The organism is Arthrobacter sp. JZ12 (genome assembly GCF_035189165.1).
In the GTDB taxonomy this organism is placed as follows: domain Bacteria; phylum Actinomycetota; class Actinomycetes; order Actinomycetales; family Micrococcaceae; genus Arthrobacter_D.
Map to the genome: position 1 here is coordinate 1,888,442 of NZ_CP045246.1, position 14,732 is coordinate 1,903,173.

Annotated in this window: 16 protein-coding genes and 1 riboswitch; of the genes, 8 read left to right on the forward strand and 8 right to left on the reverse strand. The window is 64.7% G+C overall.

The window, feature by feature from the left end:
* Positions 1-19 precede the first annotated feature (19 nt).
* The 3 genes from GC088_RS08755 to GC088_RS08765 are packed head-to-tail and all read left to right on the forward strand — an operon-like array spanning position 20 to position 4,607.
* Positions 20-1,042 (forward strand): 3-oxoacyl-ACP synthase III, encoded by a 1,023-nt coding sequence (locus GC088_RS08755; protein WP_323958629.1) that lies wholly within the window; start codon positions 20-22, stop codon positions 1,040-1,042.
* Positions 1,036-3,636, forward strand: coding sequence for an alpha/beta fold hydrolase (locus GC088_RS08760; protein ID WP_323958630.1), 2,601 nt, complete (start codon positions 1,036-1,038; stop codon positions 3,634-3,636). Before GC088_RS08755 ends, GC088_RS08760 begins: the two co-directional genes overlap by 7 nt.
* Entirely contained in the window at positions 3,633-4,607 is a 975-nt protein-coding gene (locus GC088_RS08765) for an NAD-dependent epimerase/dehydratase family protein (RefSeq protein ID WP_323962015.1), read from the forward strand. The genes GC088_RS08760 and GC088_RS08765 overlap by 4 nt, the downstream gene beginning before the upstream one ends.
* 101 nt (positions 4,608-4,708) lie before the next feature.
* Here the strand turns inward: GC088_RS08765 and GC088_RS08770 are convergent, their stop codons facing one another.
* The 6 genes from GC088_RS08770 to GC088_RS08795 form a co-directional block, all read right to left on the reverse strand.
* Entirely contained in the window at positions 4,709-5,608 is a 900-nt protein-coding gene (locus GC088_RS08770) for a C40 family peptidase (protein ID WP_323958631.1), read from the reverse strand.
* A 4-nt stretch (positions 5,609-5,612) separates the two neighbouring features.
* A riboswitch (cyclic di-AMP (ydaO/yuaA leader) is annotated at positions 5,613-5,804 on the reverse strand.
* Between the two features lie 146 nt (positions 5,805-5,950).
* Entirely contained in the window at positions 5,951-6,232 is a 282-nt protein-coding gene (locus GC088_RS08775; protein WP_323958632.1) for a YtxH domain-containing protein, read from the reverse strand.
* Positions 6,233-6,308: 76 nt separating this feature from the next.
* Positions 6,309-7,316, reverse strand: a complete 1,008-nt coding sequence (gene mutM, locus GC088_RS08780; protein ID WP_323958633.1) for a bifunctional DNA-formamidopyrimidine glycosylase/DNA-(apurinic or apyrimidinic site) lyase — start codon at positions 7,314-7,316, stop codon at positions 6,309-6,311.
* 15 nt (positions 7,317-7,331) lie between these two features.
* Positions 7,332-8,072 (reverse strand): ribonuclease III, encoded by a 741-nt coding sequence (gene rnc, locus GC088_RS08785; RefSeq protein ID WP_323958634.1) that lies wholly within the window; start codon positions 8,070-8,072, stop codon positions 7,332-7,334.
* 57 nt (positions 8,073-8,129) lie between these two features.
* Positions 8,130-8,333: a 50S ribosomal protein L32 gene (rpmF, locus tag GC088_RS08790; protein WP_026543818.1), complete on the reverse strand. Its 204-nt coding sequence runs from the start codon at positions 8,331-8,333 to the stop codon at positions 8,130-8,132.
* Positions 8,334-8,335: 2 nt separating this feature from the next.
* Entirely contained in the window at positions 8,336-8,869 is a 534-nt protein-coding gene (locus GC088_RS08795) for a YceD family protein (protein ID WP_416377447.1), read from the reverse strand.
* Positions 8,870-9,107: 238 nt separating this feature from the next.
* Between GC088_RS08795 and modA the strand changes: the two genes are divergently transcribed.
* The 3 genes from modA to GC088_RS08810 are packed head-to-tail and all read left to right on the forward strand — an operon-like array spanning position 9,108 to position 11,717.
* Positions 9,108-9,902, forward strand: coding sequence for a molybdate ABC transporter substrate-binding protein (gene modA, locus GC088_RS08800; RefSeq protein WP_323958635.1), 795 nt, complete (start codon positions 9,108-9,110; stop codon positions 9,900-9,902).
* Positions 9,899-10,693: an ABC transporter permease gene (locus GC088_RS08805; RefSeq protein WP_323958636.1), complete on the forward strand. Its 795-nt coding sequence runs from the start codon at positions 9,899-9,901 to the stop codon at positions 10,691-10,693. The genes modA and GC088_RS08805 overlap by 4 nt, the downstream gene beginning before the upstream one ends.
* Positions 10,683-11,717, forward strand: a complete 1,035-nt coding sequence (locus GC088_RS08810) for a sulfate/molybdate ABC transporter ATP-binding protein (protein WP_323958637.1) — start codon at positions 10,683-10,685, stop codon at positions 11,715-11,717. The genes GC088_RS08805 and GC088_RS08810 overlap by 11 nt, the downstream gene beginning before the upstream one ends.
* Here GC088_RS08810 and GC088_RS08815 read toward each other — a convergent pair.
* Both GC088_RS08815 and coaD read right to left on the reverse strand, forming a co-directional pair.
* Entirely contained in the window at positions 11,705-11,992 is a 288-nt protein-coding gene (locus tag GC088_RS08815; RefSeq protein ID WP_323958638.1) for a hypothetical protein, read from the reverse strand. The genes GC088_RS08810 and GC088_RS08815 overlap by 13 nt on opposite strands.
* Before the next feature lie 64 nt (positions 11,993-12,056).
* Positions 12,057-12,533, reverse strand: a complete 477-nt coding sequence (coaD, locus tag GC088_RS08820; protein WP_323958639.1) for a pantetheine-phosphate adenylyltransferase — start codon at positions 12,531-12,533, stop codon at positions 12,057-12,059.
* Positions 12,534-12,619: 86 nt separating this feature from the next.
* Between coaD and GC088_RS08825 the strand changes: the two genes are divergently transcribed.
* Together GC088_RS08825 and GC088_RS08830 are read left to right on the forward strand one after the other, a co-directional pair.
* Entirely contained in the window at positions 12,620-13,846 is a 1,227-nt protein-coding gene (locus tag GC088_RS08825) for an aminotransferase class I/II-fold pyridoxal phosphate-dependent enzyme (RefSeq protein ID WP_323958640.1), read from the forward strand.
* Positions 13,843-14,619 carry a spermidine synthase gene (locus GC088_RS08830; RefSeq protein ID WP_323958641.1) on the forward strand — a complete coding sequence of 259 codons (777 nt, stop codon included), beginning with the start codon at positions 13,843-13,845 and terminating at the stop codon, positions 14,617-14,619. The genes GC088_RS08825 and GC088_RS08830 overlap by 4 nt, the downstream gene beginning before the upstream one ends.
* Positions 14,620-14,732: the final 113 nt, after the last annotated feature.

Below are 14,732 nucleotides of genomic sequence, written 5' to 3' on the forward strand. Positions count from 1 at the left end.
AGACGACGAGGCAGGAAATTTGACCGGTAATTCCAACTTCCGACACCACAACACCGCACTCCTCGGCGTGGAAAGTGTTGAGGCACCGGTGATCGTCACGTCCTCGGAGTTCGACCGGATCCTCGCTCCAGCGTTGAAGCGGTTGAGGCTATCCACCGGCCTCCTGCACCGGGTTGCCGGCATCAACGAGCGGCGTTGGTGGGCTCCCGGAACAGGGTTCGAAGACGGGGCCATCGAGGCGGGAGCCAAGGCACTGGCGTCGGCGGGCATCGAAGCCTCCCAAATCGGTCTGCTCATCAATACTTCTGTCTCACGCACCAACCTTGAGCCCTCCGTTGCAGTCAAAATTCACAACGGTCTGGGCCTGCCATCCTCGGCGATGAATTTTGACGTGGCGAACGCCTGCCTGGGGTTCGTGAACGGCATGACCCTTGCAGCCAACATGATCGAGGCCGGGCAGATCCAGTACGCAATGGTGGTGAACGGGGAGGACGCCCAGGCCACCCAGGAGGCCACACTCCGGCGGCTGAACCAACCCGACGCCACCCGGGAAAGCTTCATGCAGGAGTTCGCCACCCTCACCCTCGGATCAGGGGCAGCTGCTGCCATCCTCGGCCCCGCTGACCTGCATCCGGGTTCCCACCGCCTGCTTGGCGGCGTAGCCCGTGCCGGCACCGAGCACCATGAGCTCTGCGTGGGCGGCATCGACGGCATGTACACCAACGCCCAGGGGCTTCTGGACGGCGGCCTCGAACTGGTGGTGGACGCCTGGAATGAGGCCCGGGCGGATTGGCACTGGGCAGGGATGGACCGCTACATCACCCATCAGGTAAGCACCACGCACACCAAGGCGATTGTCGAGGCCATCAACCTGGATCCCGCCAGGGTCCCGCAAACTTTCCCGCGCTGGGGCAACGTTGGGCCGGCGTCGCTGCCCATGACGCTCGCAGCCGAAGCGCAAACTCTCAACGCAGGCGACCGCGTACTCTGCATGGGCGTCGGATCCGGACTAAACACCGCCATGCTGGAGATTGCGTGGTAGAACTACCCGGCGTTGACCCTACGTGGTCGACGTACCTCAACGTGCCCTCGACGGCTCCGGTTGATCCCGAGGGAACCGTCAACCGCTGGCATTTCCTGGACAACGCCGCATCCGTCGTTGGCCAGGTCCGCGGCACCCTGCTGTGCGTTCACGGGAACCCCACCTGGTCCTACCTGTGGCGGTCCCTGCTCGCGGAAGGAGCCCGGCAGGGCTGGCGGGTAGTCGCAGTTGATCAGCTGGAGATGGGCTACTCGGAGCGCACCGGGCGGCGGCGCCGGCTTTCTGATCGCGTGCGGGACCTGGAGGATTTTGCCAAGGCACTGGAACTGAGCGGGCCTCTGGTGACCGTAGGGCACGACTGGGGAGGAGTTGTCAGCCTCGGGTTCGCGCACCGCAACCGGAAGGACCTCGCCGCCGTGGTTCTCACCAACACGGCGATCCACCAGGACCCTGACTTCCCCATACCTGCTCCCCTGCGCCTTGCGCTAAGCGGCGCGCTCCACCGCGTCGGCACATCCGGCACGCCCGCGTTCCTCGAAACCACCCTCGCGCTCGCCCGGCCGAGGCTTGCCCCGGATGTCCGGGCAGCCTACCGCGCGCCTTACCGCACGGCATCGGACCGTCTGGGCATTGAACAGTTCGTCGCTGACATTCCGGCGGATCCAAGCCATCCGAGCTACCCGGAGCTTCGGGACATCGCCGAGGGCATCCGCGGCCTGGACGTCCCTGTCCTCATGCTGTGGGGCCCGGGTGACCCGATCTTCTCGGACACCTATCTGGAAGACCTCACCCGCCGGCTCCCCCAGGCAGACGTGCACCGCTTCGAAGGGGCTAGCCACCTTGTCGCCGAGGACCGCGATATCGCCGCGCCCGTGTTCACCTGGCTGGATGGGCAGGACGGGAACGACGACAACACCGCTGTGCGCGCAGCACGCGAGCCGTTCACTCCACTCTGGCAGAACGTCGAGGAACTTTGTGCGGGTGCGTCAGCTGACTCCCTAGCCATCGCAGACATGGACTCCACCGGCAGCGTGGCCCATTCCCTTTCCTGGTGGGAGTTTGATGAGCGCGTCCGGAAACTTGCGGGGGCGCTGCAGGGTATCGGTGTGCGGGCCGGTAGCCGCGTCAGCCTCATGGTTCCGCCGGGCGTCGACCTGACCGTCCTGATCTACGCGTGCCTCAGGTTGGGGGCCGTGATTGTCGTGGCCGATGCCGGATTGGGCGCGAAGGGACTCAGCCGTGCAGTGCGCGGAACGGTCCCTGAATTCTTCGTGGGTATCGACCGTGCGCTGGTCGCTGCCAGGGCCTTCGGCTGGCCCGGTGTACGCATCAGCGCTGGCGCACTGTCGCCTACGCGGGCACGGCTACTGGGTGTGAGGCACAGCCTGCAGGACCTCCTGTCCCACTCGATCCCCGTCAACGGTCCGGAACCCGCCCCGGATGCAGACGCCGCGATTCTCTTCACCTCGGGCTCCACCGGGCCGGCGAAGGGGGTTGTGTATACCCACCGCCAACTCTCGGCGATGAGGGACGTTCTCGCCGCTACGCTCAATCTTTCACCCGGAAGCGCACTGGTGGCTGGATTCGCACCGTTCGCGCTCCTGGGACCTGCGCTGGGCGCGTCCTCGGTCACACCGGATATGGACGTTACGGCTCCCCGCACTCTCACCGCCCAGGCGCTGTCCGACGCCGCCGCCGCGATCGAGGCGGGGGTAATCTTCGCGTCACCGGCTGCACTGCGTAACGTGCTGGCCACAGCGGACGCACTAAGCGCAGAAGGCAAGTCTGCGCTCGCAAGGGTGGAAGTTGTTCTGTCAGCCGGTGCGCCCATTCCCGTGGCTCTTCTTGATGAACTGCAGTCGCTGGTCCCGTCCGCTTCTCTCCACACGCCCTATGGCATGACGGAGGCGCTGCCCATCACGGACATCGATCTGGCCGGAATTCTTGAGGCGACGGCCGGGCGCACACACGGTGCGGGAAACGGTGTCTGCGTCGGCAAGCCGGTGCCGGGGGCAGAACTGACCATCAGCCCGCTCGACGTTTCCGGCGCGGCCGTCGGAGATCCGGTTACGACGGCGGGTGTCACGGGCGAAATCCTCGTACAGGCCGCGCATGTCAAGGATCGTTACCACCGGTTGTGGTTGACCGAACGCGAGTCCTCCCGCACGGCCGGCTGGCACCGCACCGGTGACGTCGGTCACTTGGATGCGGAGGGCCGGCTTTGGGTGGAGGGCCGGCTGGCCCATGTGATCACCGCGGCCTCGGGCATTGTGACGCCGGTTGGGCCGGAGCAGGCGATCGAGCAACTTCGGTCCGTGCGCCAGGCCGCCGTTGTCGGTGTCGGCCCGCACGGCACTCAGGCGGTGGTCGCCGTCGTCGTACCCGAAGGAGGAAAGGCGGCTGCGGGGCTCGCGCCGACCGGAATCACGCTGGAAGTCCGCGCAGCAGCCCGCACCATGGGAGTGGACCTGGCTGCGGTCCTCACGCTTCCGGAACTGCCTACCGACATTCGGCACAATGCGAAGATCGATCGCGCGAGGGTCGCGCAGTGGGCTGGGCGACGCCTGTCCGGGCAACGGGGCGGCCGGCCGTGAAGGTTCTGGTGACCGGAGCCAGCGGGATGCTGGGCGGAGCTGTGGCAGCGCTGATGGTCGGCCGGAGTTACTCGGTGCGCACTTTCCAGCGGCGGGGCTCCAGGGTCGCGGGCGCGCAGGATGTCTTCGGCGACCTCACCGATCCTGCGGCGGTTGAACAGGCAGTGGCAGGCGTTGACGGCATCATCCATCTGGCAGCGAAAGTTTCCTTCTCCGGCGAGGAGAACGAGTTCCACCGGGTCAATGTGCTGGGTACCGCCTCGCTGCTGGAAGCTGCACGCGCAGCCGGAGCACAGCGCTTCATTTATGTCTCGTCGCCATCAGTGGCTCACGTCGGCAGATCTCTGGCCGGTGCCGGTGCAGAGCCGGCAGATCCGCACGGTGCCCGCGGCGCCTATGCCCGCACCAAGGCGCAGGCCGAGCGGCTTGCCCTCACGGCTGACGATGGACGGATGGCCGTGGCAGCGATTCGTCCGCACGTTGTCTGGGGGCCCGGCGATACCCAGTTGGTTGAACGTGTGATTGCGCGTGCCCACGCGGGCAGGCTGCCCTTACTGTCCGGCGGGACTGCAATGGTGGATACAACATACGTGGACAACGCCGCCTCCGCGATTGCAGCCGCGTACGAGCGTATCGAACACATCCGCGGGCTTGCCCTGGTGGTCACCAACGGGGAACCCCGACCCATCGGTGAGCTTCTGGCGCGCATCTGCGCTGCCGGAGGTGCACCCGAGCCGCGTTGGTCCATTCCCGGTTGGCTGGGAAGGGCGGCCGGCAGCGTTGTGGAGACTCTGTGGCGCCGCTCCACGGCCGACGGCGAGCCTCCCATGACGCGGTTCCTTGCCGAACAACTTTCTACGGCGCATTGGTTCGATCAGCGCCGTACCAGGGAGCTCCTGAATTGGACCCCGGAGGTCGGTCTCGATGAGGGCTTCAAGCGGCTTGCGGCGCACTATGGAAACACTCGCTGATCAATTCTTCAGCGGGAACGCAAAAGGGAGAACCGGATGACCGGTTCTCCCTTTTACGTTGGAGCTGGGCTGCGGGATCGGCGTGAACCCTTCGCTGCTGCCTAGAGGCGCACGAAGAAGGCGCCCGGCAGGTCAGTCAGCGGGTGCTGCATGGTCAGGTTTGCACCATTCATGCCGCTGCTGATTACCTGGCCGCCGCCGGCGTAGACAGCAACGTGTCCACCGGTGATGACGAGATCGCCCGGTGCCGGAGTGCTGACGCGCTGGCCGTAGTTGGCGAACTGCAGCGGACCAAGGTCGCCGACCGGCTTGCCGGCTGCAGCCATGGCGATCTCCACCAGCCGGGTGCAGTCCTGGATTGCACCGGCCGCGAGCTGCGCACGGGCCGAAGCCAGTACCGCGCCGCCGATTCCGCTCGATGCGCCGTCAGCGACGGTGATCTTGGTGGACGATGCGGTGGTGATGCCCATGGTGCTGGTCTCTGCAGGAGCAGGGGCCGGTGCCGGAGCAGGGGCGGGCGCCGGAGCAGGGGCCGGTGCCGGAGCAGCAGCCGGTGCCGGAGCAGCAGCCGGAGCCGGAGCAGCGGCGGCGCTGCCGGACAGGCTGATTACCTGGCCGGGGTAGATGATGGAGTCCCAGCCCAGTCCGTTAGCAGCGAAAACTGCTTCCAGGCTGACACCGTAGTTCGCCGCAATGGCGCCCAGAGTGTCCCCCGGCTTCACGGTGTGGGTCGGTGCACCGGCAGCGGGTGCTGCAGGTGCGGGGGCGGGGGCAGCAGGTGCTGCTACCTGGACGCTGGTGTCGGCAGCCTGGACGGCTGCGGTGGTGGTGGTGCCTGCGCTGGCGGGCAGCGCTGCTCCGAAAAGGATTCCGGATGCTGCAACCATGACGGCTGCGGGACGGCCAACGGTTCCGGCGGACGAGCTGACAGCGTTGGAAACGAGCTTCAGCTTGCTGGGCGGAGTTGCACGGTGGCGCGCGACATGACGGTTCTTAGACAAAGGAATAGCCTCTCCCAATGCCTGCGGAGTTAGCTGTCGGATTCGGATGGGAGCCACCCGGACGTCTGCGGCATCAAGCCGGTACGTCTTCACCCCTAGGACTTCTTGCGAAGCCCGCTATCTGGTTCCCCCGCTCCTGCCGGTATGTCTAGCGAACGGACCCTCCGGCAGCGACAGGATTAGGCAATCAGCCGGAAGGGAGCCGGGCTGGTGAACCCGGCGTGTCCATAACGTTACATTCTTCGCGTCGAAAAGTCACATTTCGATCACGGGCCGGGCGCCCCTGCGCCCGGCCCGGAATCGTCCGCGCTAGTCAGACCTGAATGTTTCTGCTGGTCAGACCTATATTTTGTATTCGTCCTGGGCGGTTTCACCGGTGGAGTTATCGCCGCCTCGGTGCATGGCGGACTGCGCCTTCTTAAGGGCTTCCGTTGCCTGCGCCTGCACCTCGGGAGCCTTTGCCTTGACGGCCTCGGTAGCGCCGCTGACTTTGTCCTGCACCTTTGGGTTGTTCCAAAGCTCGTTCGCCTTGACCTTGATCTGTTCGTAGCTTGCACGACCAGCCCGGGCGCCCAGAACGTAGCCCGCTGCCATACCTGCCGCAAACACCAACTTGTTCTTCATTGCCATTCTCCTGTCGTGTCGACTTACTCAGAAGTCGAATCTAGTCAGGGTGCTTACTTTTGTCACGTCCGCGCACTCACCAACGGCCATTTCGGGGTCGTGGTTGGCAGCGGGGGCACGTGTAGGACGACCGGTTCATGAAGGTGTCGCGGCGGATCTGGGAGACCCGTCCATCCTCTGCACAGCGCAGGCACGGCTGGTTTTCGCGTCCATAGGCGTTGAGGGATCGTGCGAAGTAGCCCGAAGCGCCGTTGACGTTCACATACAGAGAGTCGAAGCTGGTTCCTCCGGCCTCGAGTGCGCGCACCATAACATCGCGGCACGCATCCACAAGCCGGGTCGCTTCCGGGCGGCGGAGCGTCTCAGTCGGCCGGGCGTAGTGCAGCCTGGCAGCCCAAAGGGACTCGTCCGCATATATGTTCCCGATTCCGGAGATCAGGCTTTGATCGAGAAGTGCACGCTTGATTCCGGTACGTCGGGAGCGAAGCCGTCGATAGAACTCCTCGAACGAAAACGCCGGATCCAGTGGATCCCGGGCGATATGCGCGGCCTCAACCGGCACCACGGGTTCCGGATTCTCACCTAGCCCGCCCGGCCGCCCGTCGGCAGTGGGGACCATGGAAGTCACGAACAGTCCGCCGAAAATCCGCTGGTCGACGAATCGCAATTCTTCGGGAAGCCGCTGGGCGGCATCAGTGGCGGAAGACAGGACCAGTCGCACTTTCAGGTGTTTTTCATCCGGTTGCCCGGCGTCCTCTACAAGCAGCTGTCCGCTCATTCCAAGGTGGGCCATGAGCGCCACCGGCTCACGTGCTGGCGGCGCACCCGGTTCGAGGGAGGGAGATTCGCCTACTGCGGCAGCAGCATCGTCGTCGGGAACTGCGAGCGGCAGCCAAAGAAACTTGCCACGCCGCACTGCGTCCGCCACGCGCGCGCCGACCAGGTTTCCGCGAAAGTCCTCCACCCCGAGCGCGTGCCGCCGGATGGAGCGTTGGTCGAGGACCTCAACGGATTCGATCCGCCGGCCGCGCACCCACCGCGCAAGACCACGGCGGACAACCTCCACCTCGGGAAGTTCCGGCATTGAAATCCCCGAACTTCAGGAAGGGTTGACGGAGGAATCGGACCCCACGCCGGCGGAGGCAGCCGACTTGTCAGCGCCGTCGGCCTGCAGCAGCTTCCAGGAGGCCGCAGCTGCCTCCTGCTCGGCTTCCTTCTTGGAACGACCGGACCCGGAACCGTAGGTATTGCCGCCGATGGTCAGTACCGCTTCGAATCGACGGTCGTGATCCGGGCCGTAACCGGTCACGCGGTAGTCAATGACCCCCATGCGTTGCGCAGCGGCGATCTCCTGAATACTTGTCTTCCAGTCGGTGCCTGCCCCGAGTGCTGCCGCGTCCTTGAGGACCGGCCCGATGATGCGCATGACTAGGCAACGGGCAGTTTCCATGCCGTTGCTGAGATAAGTGGCGCCGATGATGGCTTCCATGGTGTCGGCAAGGATGGAGGACTTGTCCCAACCGTTGGTCAGCTTTTCGCCCTGGCCCAGTAGGATGTGCGGACCGAGCCCCAGCCCCCGCGCCACGGACGCCAGAGCGCGCGTGCTGACGACTGCGGACCTCCGTTTGGCCAGCTCCCCCTCGGAGAGCTCAGGATTATCCCGGTAGAGGGCATCCGTTATGGACAGCCCCAACACAGCGTCCCCGAGGAATTCCAGGCGCTCGTTGGTGGGAATGCCGCCCTGCTCGTAGGCGTAGGAGCGGTGAGTCAGGGCAAGACGAAGCGTCTCGGCGTCAATACTGACACCGAGACGCTTCAAAAGGTCTTCAGAACTTTCCACGCAGGCGACGCTTTCGCGATTTCTGCTGCCGGTGCCTGACATGGCACCACCAGCAATCTAGACGTCGGCTACCTTGCGGCCCTTGTACTCAAGGAACAGCGCGGTACCTGCGGAGTCGGTTACAACCTTGGCCTGATGGGCAAGGCTGTAGGTGACGCGACCGTTCTCCACCGTCTTCACCAGCTTGGGAGCAACAGCCTTCCACTGGGAACGGCGTGCACGCGTATTCGAGCGGGACATCTTCCGCTTGGGAACAGCCACGACTAACTCTCTTCTCTCTCGTCTAACTCTGTCTTTGCTTCTGGTTCCGCCACCTGGGGGTCAGCGGCCGTGCCGGCCAACCCTGCCAGAGCAGCCCAGCGGGGGTCAAGGACCTCGTGCTGGTGTCCCGGGTGATCCTCGAGGCGCGCACCACACTCGGCGCACAACCCGGGGCAATCCTCCCGGCATACCGGCTGGAACGGCAGTGAGGTCACCACCGCGTCCCGCAGCACAGGTTCGAGATCGACGGAGTCGTTCTCCACCATGCGCTGCACGTCCTCCTCTTCATCCTCCGCCAACTCAGGGGCGTCGTAGTAGAAGAGTTCCTGCACATCGACGCTGCTGCCGTACGCGATCGGATCGAGGCATCGACCGCATTCGCCGGATACTTCGACGTCAACGGTTCCCGATACCAGGATCCCTTCATGCACGGCCTCGAACCTCAGATCCAACTCCATGTCGGAGCCTTCCTGAACGCCGATGAGCGCCACACCAAAATCCTTCGGTGCGGGCACATGTTCTTCGACTGTCCGCATACTTCCCGGGCTACGCCCGAGGTCCCTGACACTAAAGACCAGGGGCGAACTGAGATCGCTCTTAATGGGAACTCCTGTAGAACACGTGACCGACGAACCATCTTAGCGTGAAAGCAACCTCCACCCCAAACCGGACGCGGGTTGCATTACCACTGGGCAGGACGGAATGTGCCCGTTCCTGCCAGCATAGCCGGAACGGGCACATCTACCGTCCCGGGCCGGCTATATGCTTGCAAGCGTGTCGGCCCGCAATCGTTTCGTCGGACCCCTCACCCGAGTGGTGAGCCGGGCGGTCCGCGCCGGGGCCATCACCGCCGTCGTGCTCGCGGTAACCGGCTGCGGTGGCACCCAGCCAACGACGGCGGGAGCCGAACTTCACGTCTATGCTGCAGCCTCCCTGAGGAAGCCCTTTGAGGACATTGCCCGCGAGTTCGAATCAGTTCACCCGGGAACAACAGTTCAACTGAATCTCGCCGGGTCGTCTGAACTGGCTACGCAGATCATCGCTGGTGCTCCCGCTGACGTCTTTGCTTCGGCCGACCAGTCCACCATGGCACGGGTAGCCGACGAGGGCCTTGTGGCAGCGCCCGCCCGCGCGTTCGCCACCAACTTCCTGACCATCGCAGTGGCACCGGGGAACCCCCTGGGAATCGATTCGCTGAAGTCACTGACTGATCCGGACATCGCGGTGGTGCTCTGTGCCGAGCAGGTTCCGTGCGGGGCTGCTGCGGCGAGGGCACAGAACGCCGCCGGCGTAGACATCCAACCCGTCAGCGAGGAGGCCTCCGTCACGGATGTGCTGGGCAAAATCCGGTCCGGACAGGCAGATGCCGGCCTGGTGTATGTCACCGATGTCGCAGCTGCGTTGGACAGCGTGGACGGGGTGCCCTTCGACGAGGCTGCAGACGCGGTGAATGTATACCCGATTGCATCCACTCCATCGGGCGGCACGCGTGCCGACGAATTCGTCGACTTCACCCTTGGGCCCCAGGGCCGGAAGATCCTCGCCGAGGCGGGGTTTGGAGCGCCATGAGGCGTCGTTACCCCGGGCTTCCTGCCTGGACGCTCCTACCCGCAGGCATCGGCGCACTGTTCCTGACCCTGCCACTGCTGGCCATCGTCGTCAGGGTTGACTGGACCCGTTTTGTACAACTCGTCACGTCGGAGTCCTCTCGTGCCGCCCTGCTTCTAAGTCTCCAGACGTCCGGAGCAAGTACGGTCCTCTGCCTTCTCTTCGGAATTCCACTGGCACTGACGCTTGCCCGGACGCGTTTCCGCGGGCAGCAGATCCTGCGCGCCTTCGTGCTCCTGCCCCTGGTCCTTCCACCGGTTGTGGGCGGCATCGCCCTGCTGTACACCTTCGGACGACAGGGCCTGCTAGGCACCTCCCTGCGCATCCTGGGGGTAGACGTTGCCTTCTCCACCGCCGCCGTCGTCCTGGCACAGACCTTCGTTGCCCTTCCCTTCCTGGTCCTGAGCCTGGAGGGTGCGCTGCGCACAGCGGGCACCCGCTACGAGGCTGTCGCAGCAACTCTGGGTGCACGCCCCACAACCGTGCTTCGGCGGGTGAGTCTTCCGCTCGTTCTTCCTGGAATCCTCTCCGGCGGCGTGCTTTCCTTCGCCCGTGCTCTAGGTGAGTTCGGTGCCACCCTCACCTTCGCCGGCAGCCTGCAGGGCGTCACCCGCACCCTGCCGCTGGAGATCTACCTGCAGCGGGAGACCGATCCGGATGCCGCCGTCGCACTGTCACTGGTGCTGCTGGCGGTTGCCGTTCTGGTGGTTGTTCTTGCACACCGCATCCGGGACGGTGGTCATGAGGCTTGAGTGCACAGCCCGGATCCAAGCCCGGGACTTCGACGTGCAGCTATCGCTCGCCCCGGGTGAGACGGTGGCGGTGATGGGACCGAACGGCGCCGGAAAATCCACCCTGCTGAATGTGCTGGCAGGCCTGATCCGTCCCGACCGCGGTGCCGCCCGGCTCGGCAATAAGACCCTGTACGACGACGACACTTGGCTCGCGCCCCATTCCCGCGGGATTGCGCTCCTGGCCCAGGACGCGTTGCTGTTTCCGCATATGACGGTGCTGGAAAATGTGGCTTTCGGTCCGCGTTCCGCCGGCGCCTCGCGGACAACGGCCAGGGAAACCGCCCGCAGGTGGCTTCAGGAGGTGGACGGGGAGGACCTGGCGGCCCGGCGTCCTGCGGGCCTATCGGGTGGACAGGCCCAACGCGTTGCCATCGCTCGGGCGCTCGCGGCCGACCCGGATCTCCTCTTGTTGGACGAACCCCTGTCCGCGCTGGATGTTTCGGTGGCATCGATGGTGCGCCGGACCCTGCGGCGCGTATTGGCGGGGCGCAGCGCTGTCTTCGTGACCCACAGCGCGGTGGATGCGCTGCTGTTGGCCGACCGGGCCGTGGTTATTGACGGAGGACGCGTTGTCGAGGACGGGCCTGTTAGGCGTGTCCTGGAACAGCCGCGAAGTTCCTTCGCTGCGGGGCTGGCCGGCGTGAACATCGTATTCGGTACCACCGTGCCTGGGGGCCTCCTCGCTACGGACGGAACACGGGTGTTCGCCCCCGATCCTGAACTACCCCCAGGAGAGGAAGCAGCTGCGGTCTTTCGTCCGCAGTCGGTTGCGGTGCACCGCGGCCATCCGGGCGGCAGTCCCCGTAACGTCCTTCCCGTAGCAATTACTGATCTGGAGCACCACGGAGCCCGGACAACGGTGCGGGCCGGTCATTTGAGCGCCGAGATCACAGCTGCGGCAGCAGCAGATCTTGACCTGGTGCCAGGGTTGAAGGTCTACTTCAGCGTGAAATCCACGGAAGTGAGCCTTTACCTGCGCTGACCATGTTTCTCGGCGTTGCCGGGTTTCTCGGCGTTGCCGGGTTTCTTCTCCTGGCGATGCTTCGCAGCGGCGTCCGACAAGGAGTCGCGATCGTCGAGTTCCTCGCTAAGTTCCTCGTGCCGGTGCTGGGTTTCAGGGTCGGGGCCGTCCTCATGGATGTACTCGACTTCCAGTTGGCGGTGCACCTTGCTGTTGAGCACCTCAACCTGATCGTCTTCCAACTGGTTCAGGTTCTCAGGAAATGGATCTTCGGGTCTGATCCGGCTCTTGCCCATTGGATGCCCCTCTCAAGCCTTACTCCGGTGGCGCTGCCCCCCCAAGCTTACCGGCGACGGCGACTCATTCCGCGCTGGTACGCAACCTCTTCATCACGGCCTTGGGCACGAACGGCGAAATGTCACCGCCAAGGGCGGAGACTTCCTTCAGCAGAGTTGACGACAGATGCGAATAACTCGCTTCCGCCGGAATGAAGACGGTCTCCACGCCGGCCAACTGCCGGTTCATCGCCGCCATGGGCAGTTCATACTCAAAATCAGCGCTGGACCTCAAACCCTTCACGATGAGGTTTGCCCCATGTTCGCGGCAGAACTGTACCAGCAGCCCTTCACCCATCGGACGCACCGATACGCCACGAAGGGAGGTGAGGGTCTCACTGGCTATTTCGAGCCGCTCTTCAAGGGAGAACCTGTACTTCTTCGCGTAGTTCGTCGAGACGGCGACGATCACCTCGTCGAACAGGCTGGCGGCCCGGGCGATGACTTCCAGGTGCCCGTTATGGATGGGGTCGAAGGATCCAGGACAGACGGCACGGCGCATGAGATGAATCTACCGCGAACGACCCACAGGGTTGGTACATCGCGACCGAACCCGATGGTTGGAGATACGTTGGACATACTTGAGACATGAACCAGCAGAATCCGTCCAGACCCCTCCGGCGTTCCGGCTGGCAACGAACCGCCGCAGGCGCGAATCTCCTCTCCCCCTCGGGCCGGCTCGGCACGGTCATCTTCGAGGAGATCACGGGACTCGCCGCCGTCCATGGGGCGATCAATCTCGGACAGGGTTACCCGGACGAAGACGGACCCGCCATCCTCCTGAACTCGGCACGGGAGAACATCGCGGGAGGAATGAACCAGTATGCTCCCGGCCGCGGGTTGCCGGTCCTGCGCGAAGCAATCGCCGCCCATCAGGAGCGCTTCTACGGCCTCGCTGTCGATCCCGAGCGGGAGGTGGCAGTCACTACCGGTGCCACTGAGGCAATAGCGGCGTCGATCCTCGCCTTCGCCGGCCCGGGCGACGAGGTGCTGACCTTCGAACCGTTCTACGACTCCTATGGCGCGATCATCGGGCTCAGTGGTGCCAGGCATACGACTGCACCGCTCGTGGGTCCACAGTTCCAGCCGGATCTGGAAGCGATGGAAGCCGCGATGAGCGACCGCACCAAAGTGATCGTGGTGAACAACCCGCACAATCCCATGGGCAGCGTCTTCTCACGTGCAGCGCTGGAGCGCATTGTACGAATCGCAGAACGTTTCGGAGCCATCATTGTCACGGACGAGGTCTATGAGCATCTGACGTTCGGTGCAGAACACATTCCCGTGGCAACGCTCCCTGGAGCCTGGGAACGCACCGTGACCATCTCCTCGGCCGGCAAGACTTTCTCAGTGACGGGCTGGAAGATCGGTTGGCTCACCGGACCCGCTGCCCTGACGGACGCCGTGCGAACGGTAAAGTCCTTCCTCAGCTACAGCTCTGGTACGCCCTTCCAGGGCGCGGTGGCCCTCGGATTGGGGATGGACGATGCGTTCTACAGCGGGGTCGCTGCCGCCCTCCAGCACAAAAGGGACGTGCTTGGGGCGGGACTCCGGGACGCCGGGTTCGATGTCTTCACTCCCCGGGGCACCTACTTCACCATTGTCGACGCCGCGCCACTGGGAATCACCGACGCTCCGGCGTTGGCCAGACGGTTGCCTGAATTGGTGGGCGTCGCAGCCATACCCGTTGCGGTGTTCTGTCACGACGACGGCGCACGGCGCACGCGCTCCCTGCTTCGCTTCGCGTTCTGCAAGAAGGAAACGGTGCTGGCCGAAGCAGTGCAACGCCTTGCCCTGTTGAAGGACCGGCTGTGAGCGTGCCTTCCCGCTACCTCCGGTCTGCCGGGGCACATGCCGAGATCGACGAAGATGCCTTCATCGACGGCGCCTACATCCTCAGCATCGGCGGCGCTCAGCAGTCCCACGTGAACCTGGCGCACCCGGAAGATGTTTTCTACGAATATCTCCGGAGGATCGCCAACGTTGTCGACCTTTTCCGTGATCCCGGTGAACCCCTGAGCGTCCTGCACCTAGGAGCAGGAGCATTGACGCTGGCCCGCTATGTCCAGGCAACCCGTCCCGGATCGCGGCAGGTCGCCGTCGAACGCGAGCGTGAACTCCTAGCCTTCGTCCTGGAGCATCTTCCACTGCCGCCCGGAACTGACTGCACCCTTCTGGTTGAGGACGCACGCGACACTCTCGCAGCATGCCGGAAGGGCTCCTTCGACGTCGTCGTCCTCGATGTCTTTTCCGGGGCGGACGGTGCGACGGAGCTTGCCGAGCCGGCCTTCTACCGCCTCCTCGCCGATGCCGTCGCCCCCGACGGCGTTGTCCTGGTCAATGTCGGTGACGACCCGCCGCTGGCTTTTGCCCGCGCGCAGGCGCGCATGCTGAAGGCGACCGGGCTCGACGTCGCTGCGCTCGGTGAGAGCGATATGTTCAGCGGAAAACACGCGGGCAACATCGTCCTGGCGGCAGCGTCCCGGTGGCAGGCGGAGTGGACGCCGGCCCTTACGGCCGCCGGGCCGCATCCCGCTGCCGTGCTCACCGGGGTCGAGTACGACGAGTTTGCCGGACGATCACGTTGAACCTCATCCCGGCCCTTCATGAGAGCTTCCTCATGAAAGGCTCACAAACATCTCATGGCCGGCTGGCTAAATGGGAGACCTGCGGCACCTACACGCTGAGCCGCTGGGGAAGG